Genomic DNA, 15,826 nt, shown 5'->3' with positions numbered 1-15,826 from the left:
CCTTGCTGGCCCGTGGTCCGCGGCGCACTCCGCGTGCGCCGCGTTTTTTTATTGAAGCCTGAATGGAACCCCGATTACTTCGGCTGCTCGACCGTGCGCAGATACGGCTTGAGCGTCTTGAAACCCTGCGGATACTTCTGCTTCGCCGCGTCGTCGGAAACCGAAGTCGGGATGATGACGTCGTCGCCCGGCTTCCAGTTCACCGGTGTCGCCACCGTGTGCTTCGCGGTGAGCTGCAGCGAATCGAGCAGGCGCAGCACCTCGTCGAAGTTACGGCCCGAACTCATCGGGTAGACGAACATTGCCTTCACCTTCTTGTCCGGCCCAATGAGGAACACCGCGCGTATCGTGGCGTTGTCGGCCGCCGTTCGCGGGCTTGCGCCGCTCGCGTTCGGGTGAATCATGTCGTAGAGCTTGGCAACGTTCAGGTCCTTGTCTCCAATCATCGGATAGTTGACGGCGCTACCCTGCGTTTCCTCGATGTCCTTCGCCCACCTCGCATGATCATCCACCGGGTCAATGCTCAGGCCGATGATCTTCGTGTTGCGCTTGTCGAACTCAGGCTTGAGCTTCGCCATATAGCCTAGTTCCGTCGTGCATACGGGCGTGAAGTCTTTCGGGTGCGAAAACAGAATGGCCCAGTGGTCGCCAATCCATTCGTGGAAGTTGATCTTGCCTTCGGTGGTCTCCGCGGTGAAATCGGGTGCCTCTTCTCCAATTCGAATCGTCATCTTCAGTCTCCTGAATGCAGTGATTTACAGCTCGAGAGGGGTCTGCGTGCGCGCGAAAAGTGCTTCCCGCTTCTGCATTTTAGGTAGTTCGCGTGACGCCCATGCAAATTCTTTACCATTTCATTTTCATTACAAATTGAATGCATCTCACCCGTATTTCTCGCTAAAACACAGCACCGGCACCAAATTGCAGCCTTGACATCCACTTGGCATGAAGCGAATAATGCGTCGTTCGATAATCGAAATGGTGTTCGTATTTCGAACACACAATAACAAGAACGGGCTGGCCGTCTTGCCGCGCAAAACCGCGCGTGCGAGGCGTGATATGAACCCGCTGCGCCGGGGCGGCATCGCCTCTCGCTGATGGAGGAGCCACACCTGCCTCCCCGTCCACCACGCGCCTGGCTCGCCAGCCGCACAGTGCCGGGACCACCCGCAGTCACGCCGATCCAGTCCGCTCCGGCCAGCCAGTAGCCATCCGCTACCTAGCGCAAAGAGCATGAAAAGAGACCTTCAGACTGAACCGCGCGATTCCCGCCAGGGTGTCGTCGCCGCCCTCGTGTACGTTTTCGAACGGGTCATGCCCGACCCGTTCGTCCTGTCCATCTGTCTTACCTTCTTCGTCGCGGTGCTCGCACTGCTGATCGCGCCGCACGGCAACCTCCCCACGCTGCTCAGTTCCTGGTACGAAGGCACGTTCGGCATTCTCGGCTTCGCGCTGCAGATGATCCTGATCCTCGCCACGGGCTACGCCATTGCCGAGGCGCCTGTGATCCAGCGTGTGTTGCGCGCGCTCGCGGCCAAGGCGCAAACGCCGGCGCGCGCCGCGCTGCTGGTGTTTCCGGTCGTCGCCATCGCGGCCTGGTTGAACTGGGGTCTCGGGCTGATCGTGGGCGCACTGCTCTCGCGCGAGATTGCCAAACGTGTGAACGTGGATTTCGCGTGGCTCGTGGCCGGCAGCTATTCCGCATGGTCGATCTGCAATAGCGGGCTCTCCAGCTCGATCGCCCTTTCGCAGGCCTCGCATGGCAACGCGCTCAATCTCGTGGAAAAGGCCACCGGCCATGTGATTCCGCTCAGCGAGACGGTGTTCGCGCCGTTCGTCTTCATCCCGACTGTGCTCGTCGTGGTCGTGATGACGTTCATCTTCATCCGCATGCATCCGAAGCCGGAGCACGTGGCGCCGTTCAGCCAGGCAGCCGATGCCGAAGCGAGCGATGCCGGCGCCAGCGACGATCCGCACGCGCGCGTCGGCAACGGCACGCCTTCGTTCGCCTCGCGCCTCGAACAGTCGATGCTCGGCACGCTGCTCTTGATCGCGCTCGGCGCGGGCTATCTCGCGATGGAATGGAGCGAAAAGGGTTTCGATCTCGACATCAACACGACGATCCTGATCTTCCTGCTGATCGGCCTCGCGCTTCAGCGCACGCCCATCGCCTACGCGAACGCCATTCGCCGCGCCGCGCGCCAGACCGGCTCCATGCTGCTCCAGTACCCCGTGTACGGCGGCATCATGGGCGTGATGAAGGGCACGGGCCTCGCCTCGATGATCGCCAAGGCGTTCGTCACGATCGCCACGCCGCTTTCGCTGCCGCTCTGGAGCTATCTGAGCTCGCTCATCATCACGCTGCTCGTGCCGAGCGCGGGCGGCCACTGGGCCGTGCAAGGCCCGTTCGTGCTGCCGGCCGCGCTGAGCCTGCACGCCTCGGTGCCGCGCACCGCCATGGGCGTGGCGATGGCCGAAAACGTCTCGAACATGCTGCAGCCGTTCTGGGCCGTGCCGATCGTCGCGATCGCGGGCATCCGCATTCAGCGCGTGATGGGCTATACCGCCGTGACGTTCGCCGTGTCGCTCGTGATCTACGCTGTCGCGCTCTGGCTCGTGCCCTGAGCGTTCGCGGTTGCTGCACGAGGGCAGGCGCTGTCCCAGCCACTGTTTAGCGGTTCCGGCAGCGCCTTTTTCATGGCGCGCAGGCACGACGCCCTCGCCTCGCGGCTCTCGAAGATCGGCGACAATGCGTAAGCCTCGACGGCGGCATGCCGCGCCGAATCGCCAGGCGATCCGAACCAGGAGACTGCCATGACCGCCAGCGTGCCGCCTTCCCCGCCTTCTTCCTCGTCATCCGGTTCCGGCGAAGACGGCGGCGAACTCGATCCGCGTTTTGTCGAGTTCGCGCGTCAGGTGTTCGACACCGCGCGCCGCGGCGAAGCCGCCACGCTCGCCACGCTGATCGACCAGGGCCTGCCGCCGAACCTGCGCAACGAAAAAGGCGACAGCCTCGTGATGCTTGCCAGCTATCACGGTCACGCGGCCGCCGTGCGCGCGCTCGTGCAGCGCGGCGCCGATCCCAACCTGCGCAACGACAACGGGCAAACGCCGATCGCGGGCGCGGCCTTCAAGGGCTACGTCGACGTGATCGGCGCGCTGCTGGAAAGCGGTGCGGACGTGGAAGGCGCGTCCCCCGACGGGCGCACGGCGCTGATGATCGCGGCCATGTTCAACCGCGCCGATATCGTCGACCTGCTGCTCGCGCGCGGCGCGAACCCGGCGGCGCACGACGCCGCGGGCAACACGGCGCTCGACGTGGCGAACGCCATGGGCGCCGTGGACACGGCCGCCCAACTCGCCGCGAAGGGCGGCGCCAGGCGCGCGTAGCGTTTGTCACTCAAGGGGTCTAATCGAGCGCCCCATAAATTGCCAGGAAGCAGGCACGCAAAACGCTGCAACGCGCATAACGGCGGGCGCCTTCCTGGTGTCACTCCTGGTTTGCATACAACGCGCCGCCAGGCCACGCTATTCATGTAACACCCGTGCGTGCAGCGTCAGTGCGGGGCAGGCGATTTTTTACGAGCCGTGATATCGTTTTGTCATCGGATTCGAAAAGTCTGCACGCACCCGTCAATCGAACTCTGTTACTTTCGCGAGCGTCGCCATGAGTGATGTACGCCACCATCTGAGTCCGCGCGATCGCGTGGAGCTGCTCTGCTGGCTCACCTGCGGGAGCCTCGGGGCTTACTACCTCAACGAATCCTGGCCCAACGCGGCCTTCCATGTCCAGGCGGCGCACAAGTGGCTCGACCGTCACGCGCGCGAGGCCGACTGGCTCGCCATTGCGCGCCTCGCCGCCATGGCGCAGGACATCGCGCAGCAGCACGCGTGGTTCGTCGACGCGGTCTGGGCGCGCGACGCCGTCGAAGAGATTCTCGACACCGACGACCTGAACTACCAGGCCAAGCTCGTCCTGCAAGTGCTCAAGGACTGCGAGCGAGCGCTCGCCGACCGCCGCCCCGCCGACTGAATGCGGTCCCGTTTGCGGTCCCGTTAAGCGGGGTTCGCCACATACGCCACGTGTTTCTCCATCAAATGATGGACGCGTGGTGCTTATCGTCAGAACACACTTCCGCTTGCAGCGCTGGCCTTTTAGCCAACGCCTGCCGCTCGTTCATGCGGGAGAACTCAGATGACTCGCCCCCACGCCCTGACGTTCGCCGCCGCGCTCCTCGTGTTCGCGTCGGCTGGCCCCGTCGCGCTCGCGCAAACCGCCGGCCATACCACCGCCCTCAACGCCGCCCGGCCCATCCAGGTGCAGAAAGTCACGAAACCGGCGCCCAAAGGCGCGCAAACCGCTAAAGCCTCCAAGCCTGCTCCGCAGTCGCTGCACTGGCTGATGTCGGAAAGTCCATGACACGACCGGCGCGCCCGCGCCAGGTTCGCCTTTCGCCACTCCGCCTCAAAGCGTGGCCGTCGCGGTTCAAGACTGCGACGGCTTCGCGCTGTCCGCGGCCGGCGGCGGCGCTGCCGGCGTCCAGCCGTAACCGAGCGCCTTATACAGGTTCACGATCTGCGCAAGTTCCTGGTCCTGCAGCGAAGACTGCTGCAATTGCGCATTGAAGAGGCTGCGTTCCGCGTCGAGCACTTCCAGATAGCTCGTGTAGCCCCCCTCGTAGAGATCGCGCGCAACTGACGTGTATTCCGTGAGTGCCGTCACCTGGCGCGTCGTCGAATCCAGCTGATCGCGCGTACGCGCCACGCCAACGAGCGCATTCTCGACATCGGCGAACGCCTGCTGGATCGTCTGCTCGTAGCTGAAGAGCGCTTCCTGCTGTACGGCTTCGGCCTGGTGCACGCCACCCGCAATCGCGCCGCCCTCGAAGATCGGCTGCGTGATCGCGCCCGCGAACGACCAGACGCGCGCGGGGCCGGTCCAGAGCCCCGAGAGCGCCGTGCTCGCCGCGCCGAACAGTCCCGTGAGCGAAATCTGCGGGAAATACAGCGCGCGTGCGGCGCCAATGGACGCGTTCGCCGAAATGAGCGTTTGTTCGGCCTGCAGAATATCGGGCCGGCGCTCCAGCAGCGTCGACGGCAAGCCTGCGGGAATAGCGGGCGCGGTCAACTCGGTGATCGACTTGCCGCGCGGAATCGGCCCCGGATTCTGGCCCAGCAGTAGCGAAATCGCGTCTTCCTGCGTCGCGATTTCCTGCTGGATCGAATACACGGAGGTCTGCGCCGATTGATACTCCGACTGCGCCTGGCTCACCTGCAACCGCGAAACGACGCCGCCCGCATAGCGCTCGTTGAAGAGATCGAGCGCGCCCTTGCGGCTTTCGAGCGTGTCCTGCGCGATGGTGAGTTGATTGTCGAAGTCGCGCAGTTGCAGATACGACGTCGCCACGTTCGCAATGATGGCAATGCGTGTGGCCTGCTGTGCGGACTGCGTGCTCATATAGTCGGCGCGCGCCGCTTCAGTGAGCCTGCGCAAATGACCGAACAAATCCAGCTCCCATGACACCGCCCCGTTCAACTGCACCTGGTTGCCGACCACGGGCGGGAAGCCAGGCGCCGGAACGCCGCGGCTGCGCGAAGCGCCAAAATTCGCCGAAACCTGCGGGAACAGTCCCGCGCGCGTCACGACGTAACGCCCGTAGAACTCCTCGACGCGCGCCGACGCAATCAGCAGATCCTTGTTCTGCGCAAGCGCCTTCGCGACGAGATCGTTGAGCACCGGGTCGTTGAACTGCGTCCACCAGTCGAGCGAAGTGTCGACGGGTTCCGCCTGCGGCGAGGCATAGCGAAACGTCGATGGCGTCTCGACCGCCGGACGGTGATAGTCGGGCCCGACCGCGCAGGCGCCAAGACATGCCGTCGCGACGATCAGCCCGAATGGACGCAACGCGCGGTGCTTCAAATTCAAACGTGTCTTCATCGCTCAGCCCTCCTGCGAAGGCGGCGCCGCAGGGGGCGTGCTGGCATGCGGCGTGGCGTCCGGCTTCTTGCGCGACGAGAGCGTTTCCAGTCCCCAGAAGAACATCGGAATGAAGAAGAGCGCGATCACCGTGGCGCCGAGCATGCCCGCGATCACGCCGGTGCCGAGCGAGCGCCGGCTCGCGGCCGATGCGCCGCTGGCGATGGCAAGCGGCACGCAGCCCAGAATGAACGCGAGCGAGGTCATGATGATCGGCCGCAAGCGCAGTTTCGCGGCGTGCAGCGCGGCCTCGTAGGGCGACATGTTCTCCTTCTCGCGCATTTCCACGGCGAACTCGAAGATCAGAATGGCGTTCTTCGCCGCGAGCGCGATCAGCACGGTCAGGCCGATCTGGAAATACACGTCGTTTTCCATGCCCCGCAACAAGATGCCCACCAGCGCCCCGAAGATCGCGAACGGCACGGCGAGCAGCACGCCGATCGGCAGCGACCACTTCTCGTATTGCGCCGCGAGAATGAGGAACACCATCAGTAGGGCGAAGCCGAACACGAGCGCCGCTGTCGAGCCGGCCTTCTTCTCTTCGTACGCCTGGCCGCTCCACTCGTAGCTGTAGCCCTCGCCCAGCACCTCGTTGGCGATCTGCTCCATCGCCGCGATCGCCTCGCCCGAACTGTGGCCGGGCGCCGCGTCGCCGGTGATTTTCGCCGCCGGGAAGTTGTTGAAGCGGTTCACGATGTCAGGTCCGGGTACGAAGCGCGAGGTCGTCACGGCCTTGATCGGCACCATGTCGTTGTTGCGGTTGCGCACATAGAGCTGCTGGATATCGTCCGGGGTCAAGCGGTATTGCGGCTCGGCCTGAATGATCACCTGGAAAAGGCGGCTGCCTTTCGGGAATTGGCTCACGTACAAGGAGCCGAACATCGTCTGGAGTGCAGTGTAGATATCCTGAACCGGGACGCCGAGCGTTTCCGCACGCTCGCGATCCACTTCCACGAGCAACTGGCGCGAATTCGTGTTGATGGTGGAATTCACGCCGCGCAGCGCCGGGTTCTGGCGCGCCTTCGCAATCATCTGGCGCACCTTGTCTTCGAGCTGCTGATACGTGCCGTCGCCGGTGCTTTGCGCCCAGAACTCGAAGCCGCCCGTGGTGCCGAGTCCTGGGATCGACGGTGGATTGAGCGGCACGACCACGCCGTCCTTGAACGTCGAGAATTCCTTGGTGGCGTCGCGGATCAGATCCTGCGCGGTGCCGTTCTCGCCGCGATCCTTGAAGCCCTTGAGCGTGACGAACAGCGTGCCTGCGTTCGACTTGTACTGCGAGTCGATCAGGCTGTAGCCGATCGGCGCCGCCACCGAACTCACGGCCGGCTGTTTCGCGAACCAGTCCTCCGCTTTCTTCGAGAGGTCGCCTGTGCGGTCCAGACTCGCCGCGTCGGGCATCACGACCGCGCCGAACAGATAGCCCTGATCCTCGACGGGCAGAAATGACGACGGAATATGTTTGAACAGGCCGACCGTTGCGATGATCATCACGGCGATCAGACCGATCGAGAGCACCACGCGTCGTATCGCGGTCTGCACCCAGCTGCCATAGCCATTGGTGAGGCTGTCGAACTTCTCATTGAACCAGCGGAAAAAGCGGTTCTTCTTGTGCTCGCCCGGCTTGAGCAGGATGGCCGCGAGCGCGGGCGAAAGCGTGAGCGCGACGATACCCGAAAGCACCACCGAGACCGCGATCGTCACAGCGAACTGCTTGTAGAGCTGCCCTGTGATGCCCGAAAGAAACGCCACCGGTATGAACACCGCGAGCAGCACCAGCACGATCGCCACCACCGGTCCGCTCACTTCGTCCATCGCGCGTTTGGCCGCTTCCTTTGGCGGCAGCTTGAACTCGGTCATGTTGCGCTCGACGTTTTCGATCACCACGATCGCGTCGTCCACCACGATACCGATGGCCAGCACCATGCCGAACAAGGTAAGCATGTTGATCGAGAAGCCGAACGCCGACATGCCGATGAACGCGCCGATAATCGACACGGGCACGGCGAGCAGCGGCACGAGCGTCGCCCGGAAACTCTGCAGGAAGATGTACACCACGATGATCACGAGAATCACCGCATCGCGCAGCGTATGGACCACCTCGTTGATCGACTCATGCACGAATTCGGTTGTATCGAGCGCGACTTCATACTTGAGGCCGGGTGGAAAGCTCTTGTTCAGCTGCTCGAGTGTCTGACGCACCTGCTTGGCCACTTGCAGTGCATTCGCGCCCGGCTGCTGATACACGGCGAGCAGTGTGGCCGTCTTGCCGTTGTACCGGCCGCGCAGCGTGTAGTCTTTAGCCCCGAGCTCCGCATGACCGATGTCCTTGAGGCGCACGATCGCCGCGTCGCCCGACGCCGCGCGCAGAATGATGTTGTCGAAATCGGCGGGCTCGGTGAGACGGCCCTTCGTCGTCACCGGGAACGTCTGGTTCACGGGCTTGTTGGTCGGCGCCGCGCCGAGGCGACCCGCCGAGAACTGCTGGTTCTGCTGCGCAATGGCGTTCTGCACGTCGGTCACGGTAATGCCGAGCTTCGCCATGCGGTCGGGCTTGAGCCACACGCGCATCGCATAGTCGGCAGAACCGAAGATCGACGCCTGGTTCGCGCCCGGAATACGCTTGAGCGCGTCGAGCACGTAGACGTTCGCATAGTTCGCCACATAGGCCGCATCGTAGGCATTATCGGGCGAATAAATCGCGATCACCATCATGAACGCGGAGGAGCGCTTCTGCACCGACACGCCCTGCGCCGTCACCGAATCGGGCAGGAAAGGCAACGCGAGGTTCACGCGGTTTTGCACGTCCACCTGGGCGAGCGACGGATCCGTGCCGATATTGAAGTACACCGTGAGCGTCATGTTGCCCGTCGAGGAACTCGACGAGTTCATGTACATCATGTTGTCCGCGCCGTTCACCTGCTGCTCGATCGGCGCGGCCACGTTCTGCGCGACGATATCGGCGCTCGCGCCCGGATACGTAGCGCTCACCGTGATGGTGGGCGGCGCGATGTCCGGGAACTGGGCGATCGGCAAGTTGAACATCGCCACAAGACCCGCGACGACGAGCACGATCGAGAGGACCGACGCAAAAATCGGCCGGTCAATGAAGAAATGGGAGAACTTCATTGTTCAGCCTCCCGCAGCGGGCGAGAACGTGACGTCCACGCGGCGGGATTTGTCGGGCGGATCATTGGCGACGATCTGCGCCGGCTTGCGCATCTCGATGCGCTCGGTTTTCACGCCGGCTACCACCAGCGCTGCGCGCACGGTGGCCGCGCGCGCGGCCGCCAGGCGTGCGTTCGCGGTTTGCGAGCCAGTCGAATCGGTGTAGCCGGAAATCGCCACGCGCAAGCCCGGCTCGGCGGCGAGACGGCGCGCCACGCCCGCGAGCGCGTCCGCCGACTGAGCGTCGAGGCTCGAACTGCCCGTGGCGAAATAGACTGCGGTGTGATCGCCCAACACATCGGGCTCACTTGCGGCGGCGGCCGGCTTGGCTTGGGCGTTCGCGTTCGCCGCAGCCGGACCGGAAGCCCCAGCCGCGCCCGCCTGCGCCCCGCCGCCTGCTCCGCTGTCTTGCCCCGCTGCCTCACCGCCAATATTCACGTCCGCGGGCGGCGTCTGCACGAGATTCGCCTTGACCGGCGCACCGGGCATGAGCCGCAGCGTATTGTCGATGATCACGTGATCGCCCGGATGCAAGCCCGACTTGATCACCCAGGCATTGCCGTTCCACTCGCCCGTTTCCACCACGCGCTGCTGCGCCTTACCGTCCTTGTCGACGGTCCACACATACGCGCCGCGCGGCCCCTGCTGCACGGCCGCCTGCGGCACGGCGACCGCCGAGCTGCGCTGCGCGCCCAGCAGCTTGATACGCACGAACTGACCGGGCCGCAGCGACCCCGTCGGGTTCGGCATGGAGGCGCGAATCAGGTAGGTGCCGGTTTCCGAGCTAAGCGAGGCGTCGGTAAACGCAATGTGGCCGCGCTCCGGATAGATGGTGCCGTCCGCCAGCACGATCACCGCTTCGAGCTTACCCACCGGCGGCAGTTTGAGCGTGCCGTTCTGCGTTTGCGTGCGCAGATCGAGCATCTCGTTCTCGGAGAGCGAGAAGTTGATCCACATGGGATCGAGCTTGGCCACGTAAGTGAGCAGGCTATTACTCGCATCGATGTACGAGCCGTCCTGCCTCTTCGCGAAGCTCGATAGACCGGTCACCGGCGCTGTGATCGTCGTATAGCCGAGATTGAGCGAAGCGCTAATGACATCCGCCTTCGCCCCTTCGACAGCGGCGGCGGCCGCCTGCTCCTGGCCGATAGAATCGTCGAGATCCTTCTGGCTCAATGCGTTCTTCGCGGCCAGCGGACGCACGCGGGCGAGGTTGGCCTCCGCGGTCTGGAGCCGCGCTTTTTGCTGCGCAAGCTCGGCATTCGCGGCGGCGAGCGTGGCTTCGAACGGTTTGCGGTCCATGACGAACATGACGTCGCCTGCATGGACCAACGAGCCTTCCGTATACACGCGCTTTTCAAGGAAGCCGTTCACGCGCGCGCGAATCTCGACCTGCTGCGAGCTCTCTGTCTGCCCCACGTACTCGAAAACCACAGGCACGTCGCGCAGCGCAACATTGATCACGTCGACGTTGGCAGCAGGTCGCGTTTCAGCAGCAGGTTTGTTTTCATGACATCCAACGACACTTACCAGCAATCCCAACGACAGACACAAGCTGGCCACCCGAATACCGTGAGTCATGCTGTTCTCCGTGTTGTCGACGATCTGCGCTGGACCGACGAAACCAAATCAGACGCGCGCGGGCGATCGAGTCGTATCACCGCCACTGACTTTGGTGCTCGAACAGATACTACTGTTTTTCGAGACAACGCAGAATCAGGATGGCCAAAATATCCCACGTGACAACGGCACCGGCACTCACGAGGCAATAGTGACGCAATTCGTTTCGAAATCCGAAATTAAGGTAAGCGAGTCGTTCGCTAACATTAGTACGGATATGCGCAACGGCTTGCGTATATGGAGAGGGGAAGAGAAGGATGCGGACGCTGGAAGCATGCGTCGCGTGAACAGCGGACGGGCAACGATTCAGGCGTGGCGCAACCGTCGCGGAGGCGGTTGCGCCACGCGTTGCGAATCAGGCGGCGCGATCGAGCCGGCGCACCGAGCCGAACTCCGCACACGAAATCGTGCGCATGAGTAGCGCCATGGCCTCGGCCACGCGGCGGCGATCGAGTTCGACGTGCAGGCAAGCGAGGTCGCTGCGGCGATCGATATCGATTGTATGGACGCCGAGCGCGTCGCCAACGAGACCATGCAGCGTGCATCGCGCGAGTTGCGCTTCGCTCGTAGGCACGCGCACGACCAGTTGTACCGTTGTGCGTTGGGTTGCAGGCTGAAGCGGCTTGCGCGAGTTGCGCAGTGAAAGGACGGGCCGCGGCGCGGCGGCGGAGCGGGAGCCTCGGGAAACCGGGCCCTGTGAGACGATAGACGGCATACGTGTTGTGCGCACGCCGCCGTTGCGGCCGGCGTGCTTGAGTTGAACACGAACCGATTCTAGGCAGCGCCGCGTAAACGTCTGGTAAATAAACACTGCATGGCCGCTAAAAGTGCGTAGCGGCCAAATACAACACTCAATCGAGCGGACGGCCCGCCGGTTCGCGAATGAGCGGCAGCGCGAGCAGCGAGACCGCCCCGCAGCCAATCAGATACCAGGCGGGCGCGAGCGGGTTGTCGAGCAGCTTGATGAGCCAGGTCGCGAAGAACTGCGCGAAGCCGCCGAAGATCGACACGCCCACGCAATACACCACGGACATGCCCGTCACACGAATCGACTGAGGAAAGAGTTCGGGCAGCATGACGATGTTGGGGACCGCCGTGAACGCGACGATCGCGCCCAGCACCGCCACGACCGCGAGCACGGTGGTGACGGTAGGCATGGCATGAATGAGCATGAACGCCGGATAGATCACCGCGATCAGCAGCACGCGCGAGACGCCCATCACCCACTTGCGGCCCAGCCGGTCGGAAAGCGAGCCGGCGAACGGCGAGCACACTGCCGTGACGAGCGCGGCGACGAGCGCCGCGCTCATGCCGACCGACATCGGCAGGCCGAGAATCTTGATGGCATACGTCGACATGTAGAACAGCACGATATAGTTCGCCGCCGTGCCGCCGATGGTCGTGACGACGCCTGCCACGAGTGACGTGCGATGACGCCCGAAAATCTCGCGCAGCGGCCGCGCCATGTCGGCCACGGGTTCGGTGTCTTCCACTTCGACGGGGTGCGCGAGCGTTTCGTCGAGATGGCGGCGAATGTACACGCCCACCGGCACGACCAGCATGCCGATCACGAACGGCACTCGCCAGCCCCAGCTTTCGAGCGCGGCCTGCGAAAGCGTCGTGGAAAGCGTCACGCCGATCAGCGCGCCGCACACCGTATTGAGCCCCTGGCTCACGAACTGCCAGCTGCCGTAAAAGCCGCGCGAGCGGTCATCGGCGTATTCGAGCAGAAGCGACGTCGAGGCGCCCACTTCGCCGCCTACCGCGAAGCCCTGCACGAGACGCGCGATCAGGATCAGCGCGGGCGCCGCGAGCCCGATCTGCGCATAGGTGGGCGCGAATGCGATGAGCGCCGAGCCGAGCGCCATGAGCCAGAGCGTGAGCGTCATGGCGGCCTTGCGGCCTACGCGGTCCGCGAACGCGCCGATCACGATGCCGCCGATCGGACGCACGACGAAACCCACGCCGAAGCTGCCCACGGCGAGCATCAGCTGGTTCAGCGAGCCATGCACCGGGAAATACAGCGAGCCGATGATCGAGGCGAAGAAGCTGTAGACCGTGAAGTCGAAGAACTCGAGCCCGTTGCCGAGCGTGATCGCGAAGATGGCCTTCGCGCGCGAGCGGCGCGTGGAAGCCTGGGCGGCTGCGGCCGGCGCCTGAATCGACGTGGCGTTCATCGGGTGTCTCCTCGTGTGTCTCGTGTCTCGTATCGTGGCGCTTGCTGGTGCGCCTGTAGGTGCGCTGCTTCAGCCGCGCAGGAAGCGTTCGGCGAGTTGCACCCAGTATGCCGCGCCGGTGGCGAGGCAGTCGTCGTTGAAGTCGTAGCCGGGGTTGTGCACCATGCAGCCCCCCTCTCCGTCGCCATTGCCGATGATGAGGTAGCTGCCCGCGCAGCGCTCGAGCAGGAACGAGAAGTCCTCGCTGCCGGTGAGCGGCGCCATGTCATGAATCAGGCCCTCTTCGCCCAGCCAGTCGCGCGCCACGTCCTGCGCGAACTCGGTCATCGCCACGTCGTTCACGAGGACCGGGTAGCGGCGCTGATAGTCGATGCGCGCCGTCGCGCCATACGCGCTTGCCTGCGCGTGCACGAGCGCCGTGATGCGCTCCTGCAGCAAGTCGCGCACTTCGGGGCGCAGCGCGCGCACCGAGAGGCGCATCTGGGCGGTTTGCGGAATCACGTTGGGGGCGTCGCCCGAATGGATCGCGCCCACGGTGACGATCGCCATGTCGAGCGGCGGCACGTTGCGCGACACGATGGTTTGCAGCGCGAGCACGACGTTGGCGCACACCACGACCGGATCGATCGCCTTGTGCGGCACCGCGCCATGACCGCCGCGCCCATCTATGTCGATGATGACCGTGTCCGACGAAGCCATGAACGGCCCCGCGCGAAAGCCGAGCTTGCCGGTGGGGAAGCCGGGCATGTTGTGCATGGCGAACACGGCGTCGCAGGGAAAGCGCTCGAACAGGCCTTCGTCGAGCATGCGCTTCGCGCCGCCCAGGCCTTCTTCGGCAGGCTGGAAAATGAGGTGCAGCGTGCCGCTGAAATTGCGCGACTGCGCAAGATGCTTCGCGGCCGCGAGCAGCATGGCCGTGTGGCCGTCGTGGCCGCATGCGTGCATCTTGCCCGGAATACGGCTCGCGTAGTCGAGGCCCGTGCTCTCGTGGATCGGCAGCGCGTCCATATCGGCACGCAGGCCTAGGCGCGCGTTGCCTTCGCCCACCTTGAGCGTGCCCACGACGCCCGTGCCGCCCAGCCCGCGACGCACCTCGTAGCCCCACTCCGTGAGGCGCTGCGCGACGAGGTCGCTGGTGACGAATTCTTCGAAGCCCAGTTCGGGATGCGCGTGGATCTCGTGGCGCAGCGCGATCATCTCGTCTTCGATCGCGGCGATTGCGGCCGGGATAGCCATCGTGTTCATACGAATTCCCTCCTGGGCGGGCGTGAGTGTGAATTCGCTTGAGAATAATGACGTCTCTTATCTGCCGACAGCCCTAAAATAGTTGGCCCGCCAACCAGAAGTGCGCACTCGGGTTATCCCTTATGAAGTTCCACCAGTTCCGCGCGCTCGTCGCCATGGCCGATACCGGCAGCATTCGCGCGGCCGCGCGTCAGCTTGGCATCTCGCCGGCGGCGGCGACGAAGGCGGTACGCGAGTTGGAAGCCGAGCAGCAAATCGCGCTCGTTACGCGCAACGCGAACGGCATCGCCTTCACGGAAGCGGGCCAGGCGCTGCTCGTGCATGCGCGGCTCGTCGTGCACCAGATGTCGCGCGCCCAGGACGAACTCGACGCGCGGCGCGGGCGCGGCGGCGGCAAGCTCGCGATCGGCGTGACGCCGTGGCTCGCCCTTTCCTTCCTGCCCGACGCCGTTACGCTGTTTCGCGAGCGCATGCCCGGCATGCAGCTGGAGTTCTACGAAGGCCTGCTCAATATCGTGATGCCGCGGCTGCGCGATGGCTCGCTCGACTTCTCGCTAGGCAAGCCCGGGCCCGCATCGCTGCATGCGGAATTCACGCAAACGCCGATCTTTGCGACCGAGTCCGCCGTGGTGGTGCGCAAGGACCATCCGCTCTCGCATGCGCAGTCGCTTAAGGAACTTCAGGATTGCGAATGGTTACTCAACTGGGACCCGGCCAGCAAGGAGATGATCGCCGACGACGTGTTCCTGCGGCATGGCCTGCCAATGCCGAAAAGCGTGCATCTCGCGCACTCGTTCGTGGTGGCGATGGGGCTCATCATGAATACCGATATGGTGAGTATTTTCCCGTGGCCGCTCGTGGAAACGCGCTTCGCGCGTGATAACTTGCGCGCGCTTGCGCTTCAGGAGGAAGTGGATCGGACCGTGGTGAGCGTCGTTGCACGTCGTGGCGTGCCGCTCTCCGCTGCGGCAGAATGCTTTTTGGAGTGCCTCAAGGAGGCCATTCATGCAGGTGAGGCTTCGGCTAATCCTGAGCGCAGGCGGCTCTATCACTCGCTTGAGTTGTTGATATGAGTTTTGGTTGGGTTATTCTTTAATTCGCGTTTCCTTGTTTTCGCGGTGGTACTTCAAGCGTTGCCCCTGTGCGGGGCGGCACCTACTTTTCTTTGCAGCGGCAAAGAAAAGTAGGCAAAAGAAAGCCGCTCACACCGCCAGCGCCTGCCACCGTTCACCCCGCACCACCCCACTCGAATGGCTCCGGAGCGTCTGTGACCTCGCACCACTTAACTGAGTGACAAGGCGCTCATCCTTCCGGCGGCGCTACGCGCCCCGAAGGGCATAATCCCAAACCGTTGGGGCGCGTGAGTTCTCACGAATGCGCTTGCTACCCTTCGGTTTTCCGGTGTCCCTTGCAGACCCGGCCGCTGCGCGCGTAGCGAGCAGCGGGAACGGATGAGCGCCTGGTCACTGACGGGAATGGTGCGAGGTGACAGATGCTCCGGAGCCATTCGAGTGGGGTGGTGCGATGTGAACCGTGGCCGGCACTAGCGGTGTGAGCGGCTTTCTTTTGCCTACTTTTCTTTGCCGCTGCAAAGAAAAGTAGGTGCCGCCCCGCACAGGGGCAACGCTTGAAGTACCGCCGC

At 63.9% G+C, this 15,826-nt stretch carries 12 protein-coding genes; 5 read left to right on the top strand and 7 right to left on the bottom strand.

Features of this window, described 5'->3' with window-relative positions; genetic code table 11:
- Window positions 1-74: 74 nt before the first annotated feature.
- Entirely contained in the window at window positions 75-731 is a 657-nt protein-coding gene (locus FAZ97_RS17780) for a peroxiredoxin (protein ID WP_158759767.1), read from the bottom strand.
- Between the two features lie 499 nt (window positions 732-1,230).
- On the opposite strand from FAZ97_RS17780, the gene FAZ97_RS17775 reads away from it, so the two are divergent.
- From FAZ97_RS17775 to FAZ97_RS17760, 4 genes are all read left to right on the top strand, one after another.
- Window positions 1,231-2,622, top strand: coding sequence for a short-chain fatty acid transporter (locus tag FAZ97_RS17775; protein WP_158759766.1), 1,392 nt, complete (start codon window positions 1,231-1,233; stop codon window positions 2,620-2,622).
- 189 nt (window positions 2,623-2,811) lie between these two features.
- Window positions 2,812-3,387 carry an ankyrin repeat domain-containing protein gene (locus FAZ97_RS17770; RefSeq protein ID WP_158759765.1) on the top strand — a complete coding sequence of 192 codons (576 nt, stop codon included), beginning with the start codon at window positions 2,812-2,814 and terminating at the stop codon, window positions 3,385-3,387.
- A 277-nt stretch (window positions 3,388-3,664) separates the two neighbouring features.
- Entirely contained in the window at window positions 3,665-4,030 is a 366-nt protein-coding gene (locus tag FAZ97_RS17765) for a hypothetical protein (protein ID WP_028205078.1), read from the top strand.
- Window positions 4,031-4,192: 162 nt separating this feature from the next.
- Entirely contained in the window at window positions 4,193-4,417 is a 225-nt protein-coding gene (locus FAZ97_RS17760) for a hypothetical protein (RefSeq protein WP_158759764.1), read from the top strand.
- Window positions 4,418-4,483: 66 nt separating this feature from the next.
- Here the strand turns inward: FAZ97_RS17760 and FAZ97_RS17755 are convergent, their stop codons facing one another.
- The 6 genes from FAZ97_RS17755 to FAZ97_RS17730 form a co-directional block, all read right to left on the bottom strand.
- On the bottom strand, window positions 4,484-5,935 hold the full coding sequence (locus tag FAZ97_RS17755) for an efflux transporter outer membrane subunit (protein WP_158759763.1): 1,452 nt from the start codon (window positions 5,933-5,935) through the stop codon (window positions 4,484-4,486).
- A gap of 3 nt (window positions 5,936-5,938) precedes the next feature.
- Window positions 5,939-9,103, bottom strand: a complete 3,165-nt coding sequence (locus FAZ97_RS17750; protein WP_158759762.1) for an efflux RND transporter permease subunit — start codon at window positions 9,101-9,103, stop codon at window positions 5,939-5,941.
- A 3-nt stretch (window positions 9,104-9,106) separates the two neighbouring features.
- The gene (locus FAZ97_RS17745) at window positions 9,107-10,606 is read right to left on the bottom strand and encodes an efflux RND transporter periplasmic adaptor subunit (protein WP_325073242.1); all 1,500 of its coding nucleotides are present in this window, start codon (window positions 10,604-10,606) and stop codon (window positions 9,107-9,109) included.
- 511 nt (window positions 10,607-11,117) lie between these two features.
- On the bottom strand, window positions 11,118-11,336 hold the full coding sequence (locus FAZ97_RS17740) for a hypothetical protein (RefSeq protein WP_158759760.1): 219 nt from the start codon (window positions 11,334-11,336) through the stop codon (window positions 11,118-11,120).
- Between the two features lie 277 nt (window positions 11,337-11,613).
- Complete coding sequence (locus tag FAZ97_RS17735; protein ID WP_158759759.1) at window positions 11,614-12,939, bottom strand: MFS transporter; 1,326 nt, start codon at window positions 12,937-12,939, stop codon at window positions 11,614-11,616.
- Window positions 12,940-13,008: 69 nt separating this feature from the next.
- Window positions 13,009-14,184, bottom strand: coding sequence for a M20 aminoacylase family protein (locus tag FAZ97_RS17730; protein ID WP_158759758.1), 1,176 nt, complete (start codon window positions 14,182-14,184; stop codon window positions 13,009-13,011).
- 122 nt (window positions 14,185-14,306) lie between these two features.
- Here FAZ97_RS17730 and FAZ97_RS17725 point away from each other — a divergent pair, with 122 nt between their 5' ends.
- Window positions 14,307-15,257: a LysR substrate-binding domain-containing protein gene (locus FAZ97_RS17725; protein ID WP_158759757.1), complete on the top strand. Its 951-nt coding sequence runs from the start codon at window positions 14,307-14,309 to the stop codon at window positions 15,255-15,257.
- Window positions 15,258-15,826: the final 569 nt, after the last annotated feature.

Source organism: Paraburkholderia acidiphila (assembly GCF_009789655.1).
Classification (GTDB): domain Bacteria; phylum Pseudomonadota; class Gammaproteobacteria; order Burkholderiales; family Burkholderiaceae; genus Paraburkholderia; species Paraburkholderia acidiphila.
The sequence above is the reverse complement of the archived record's forward strand: the minus strand, read 5'-3'. Positions and strand labels throughout refer to the sequence as shown.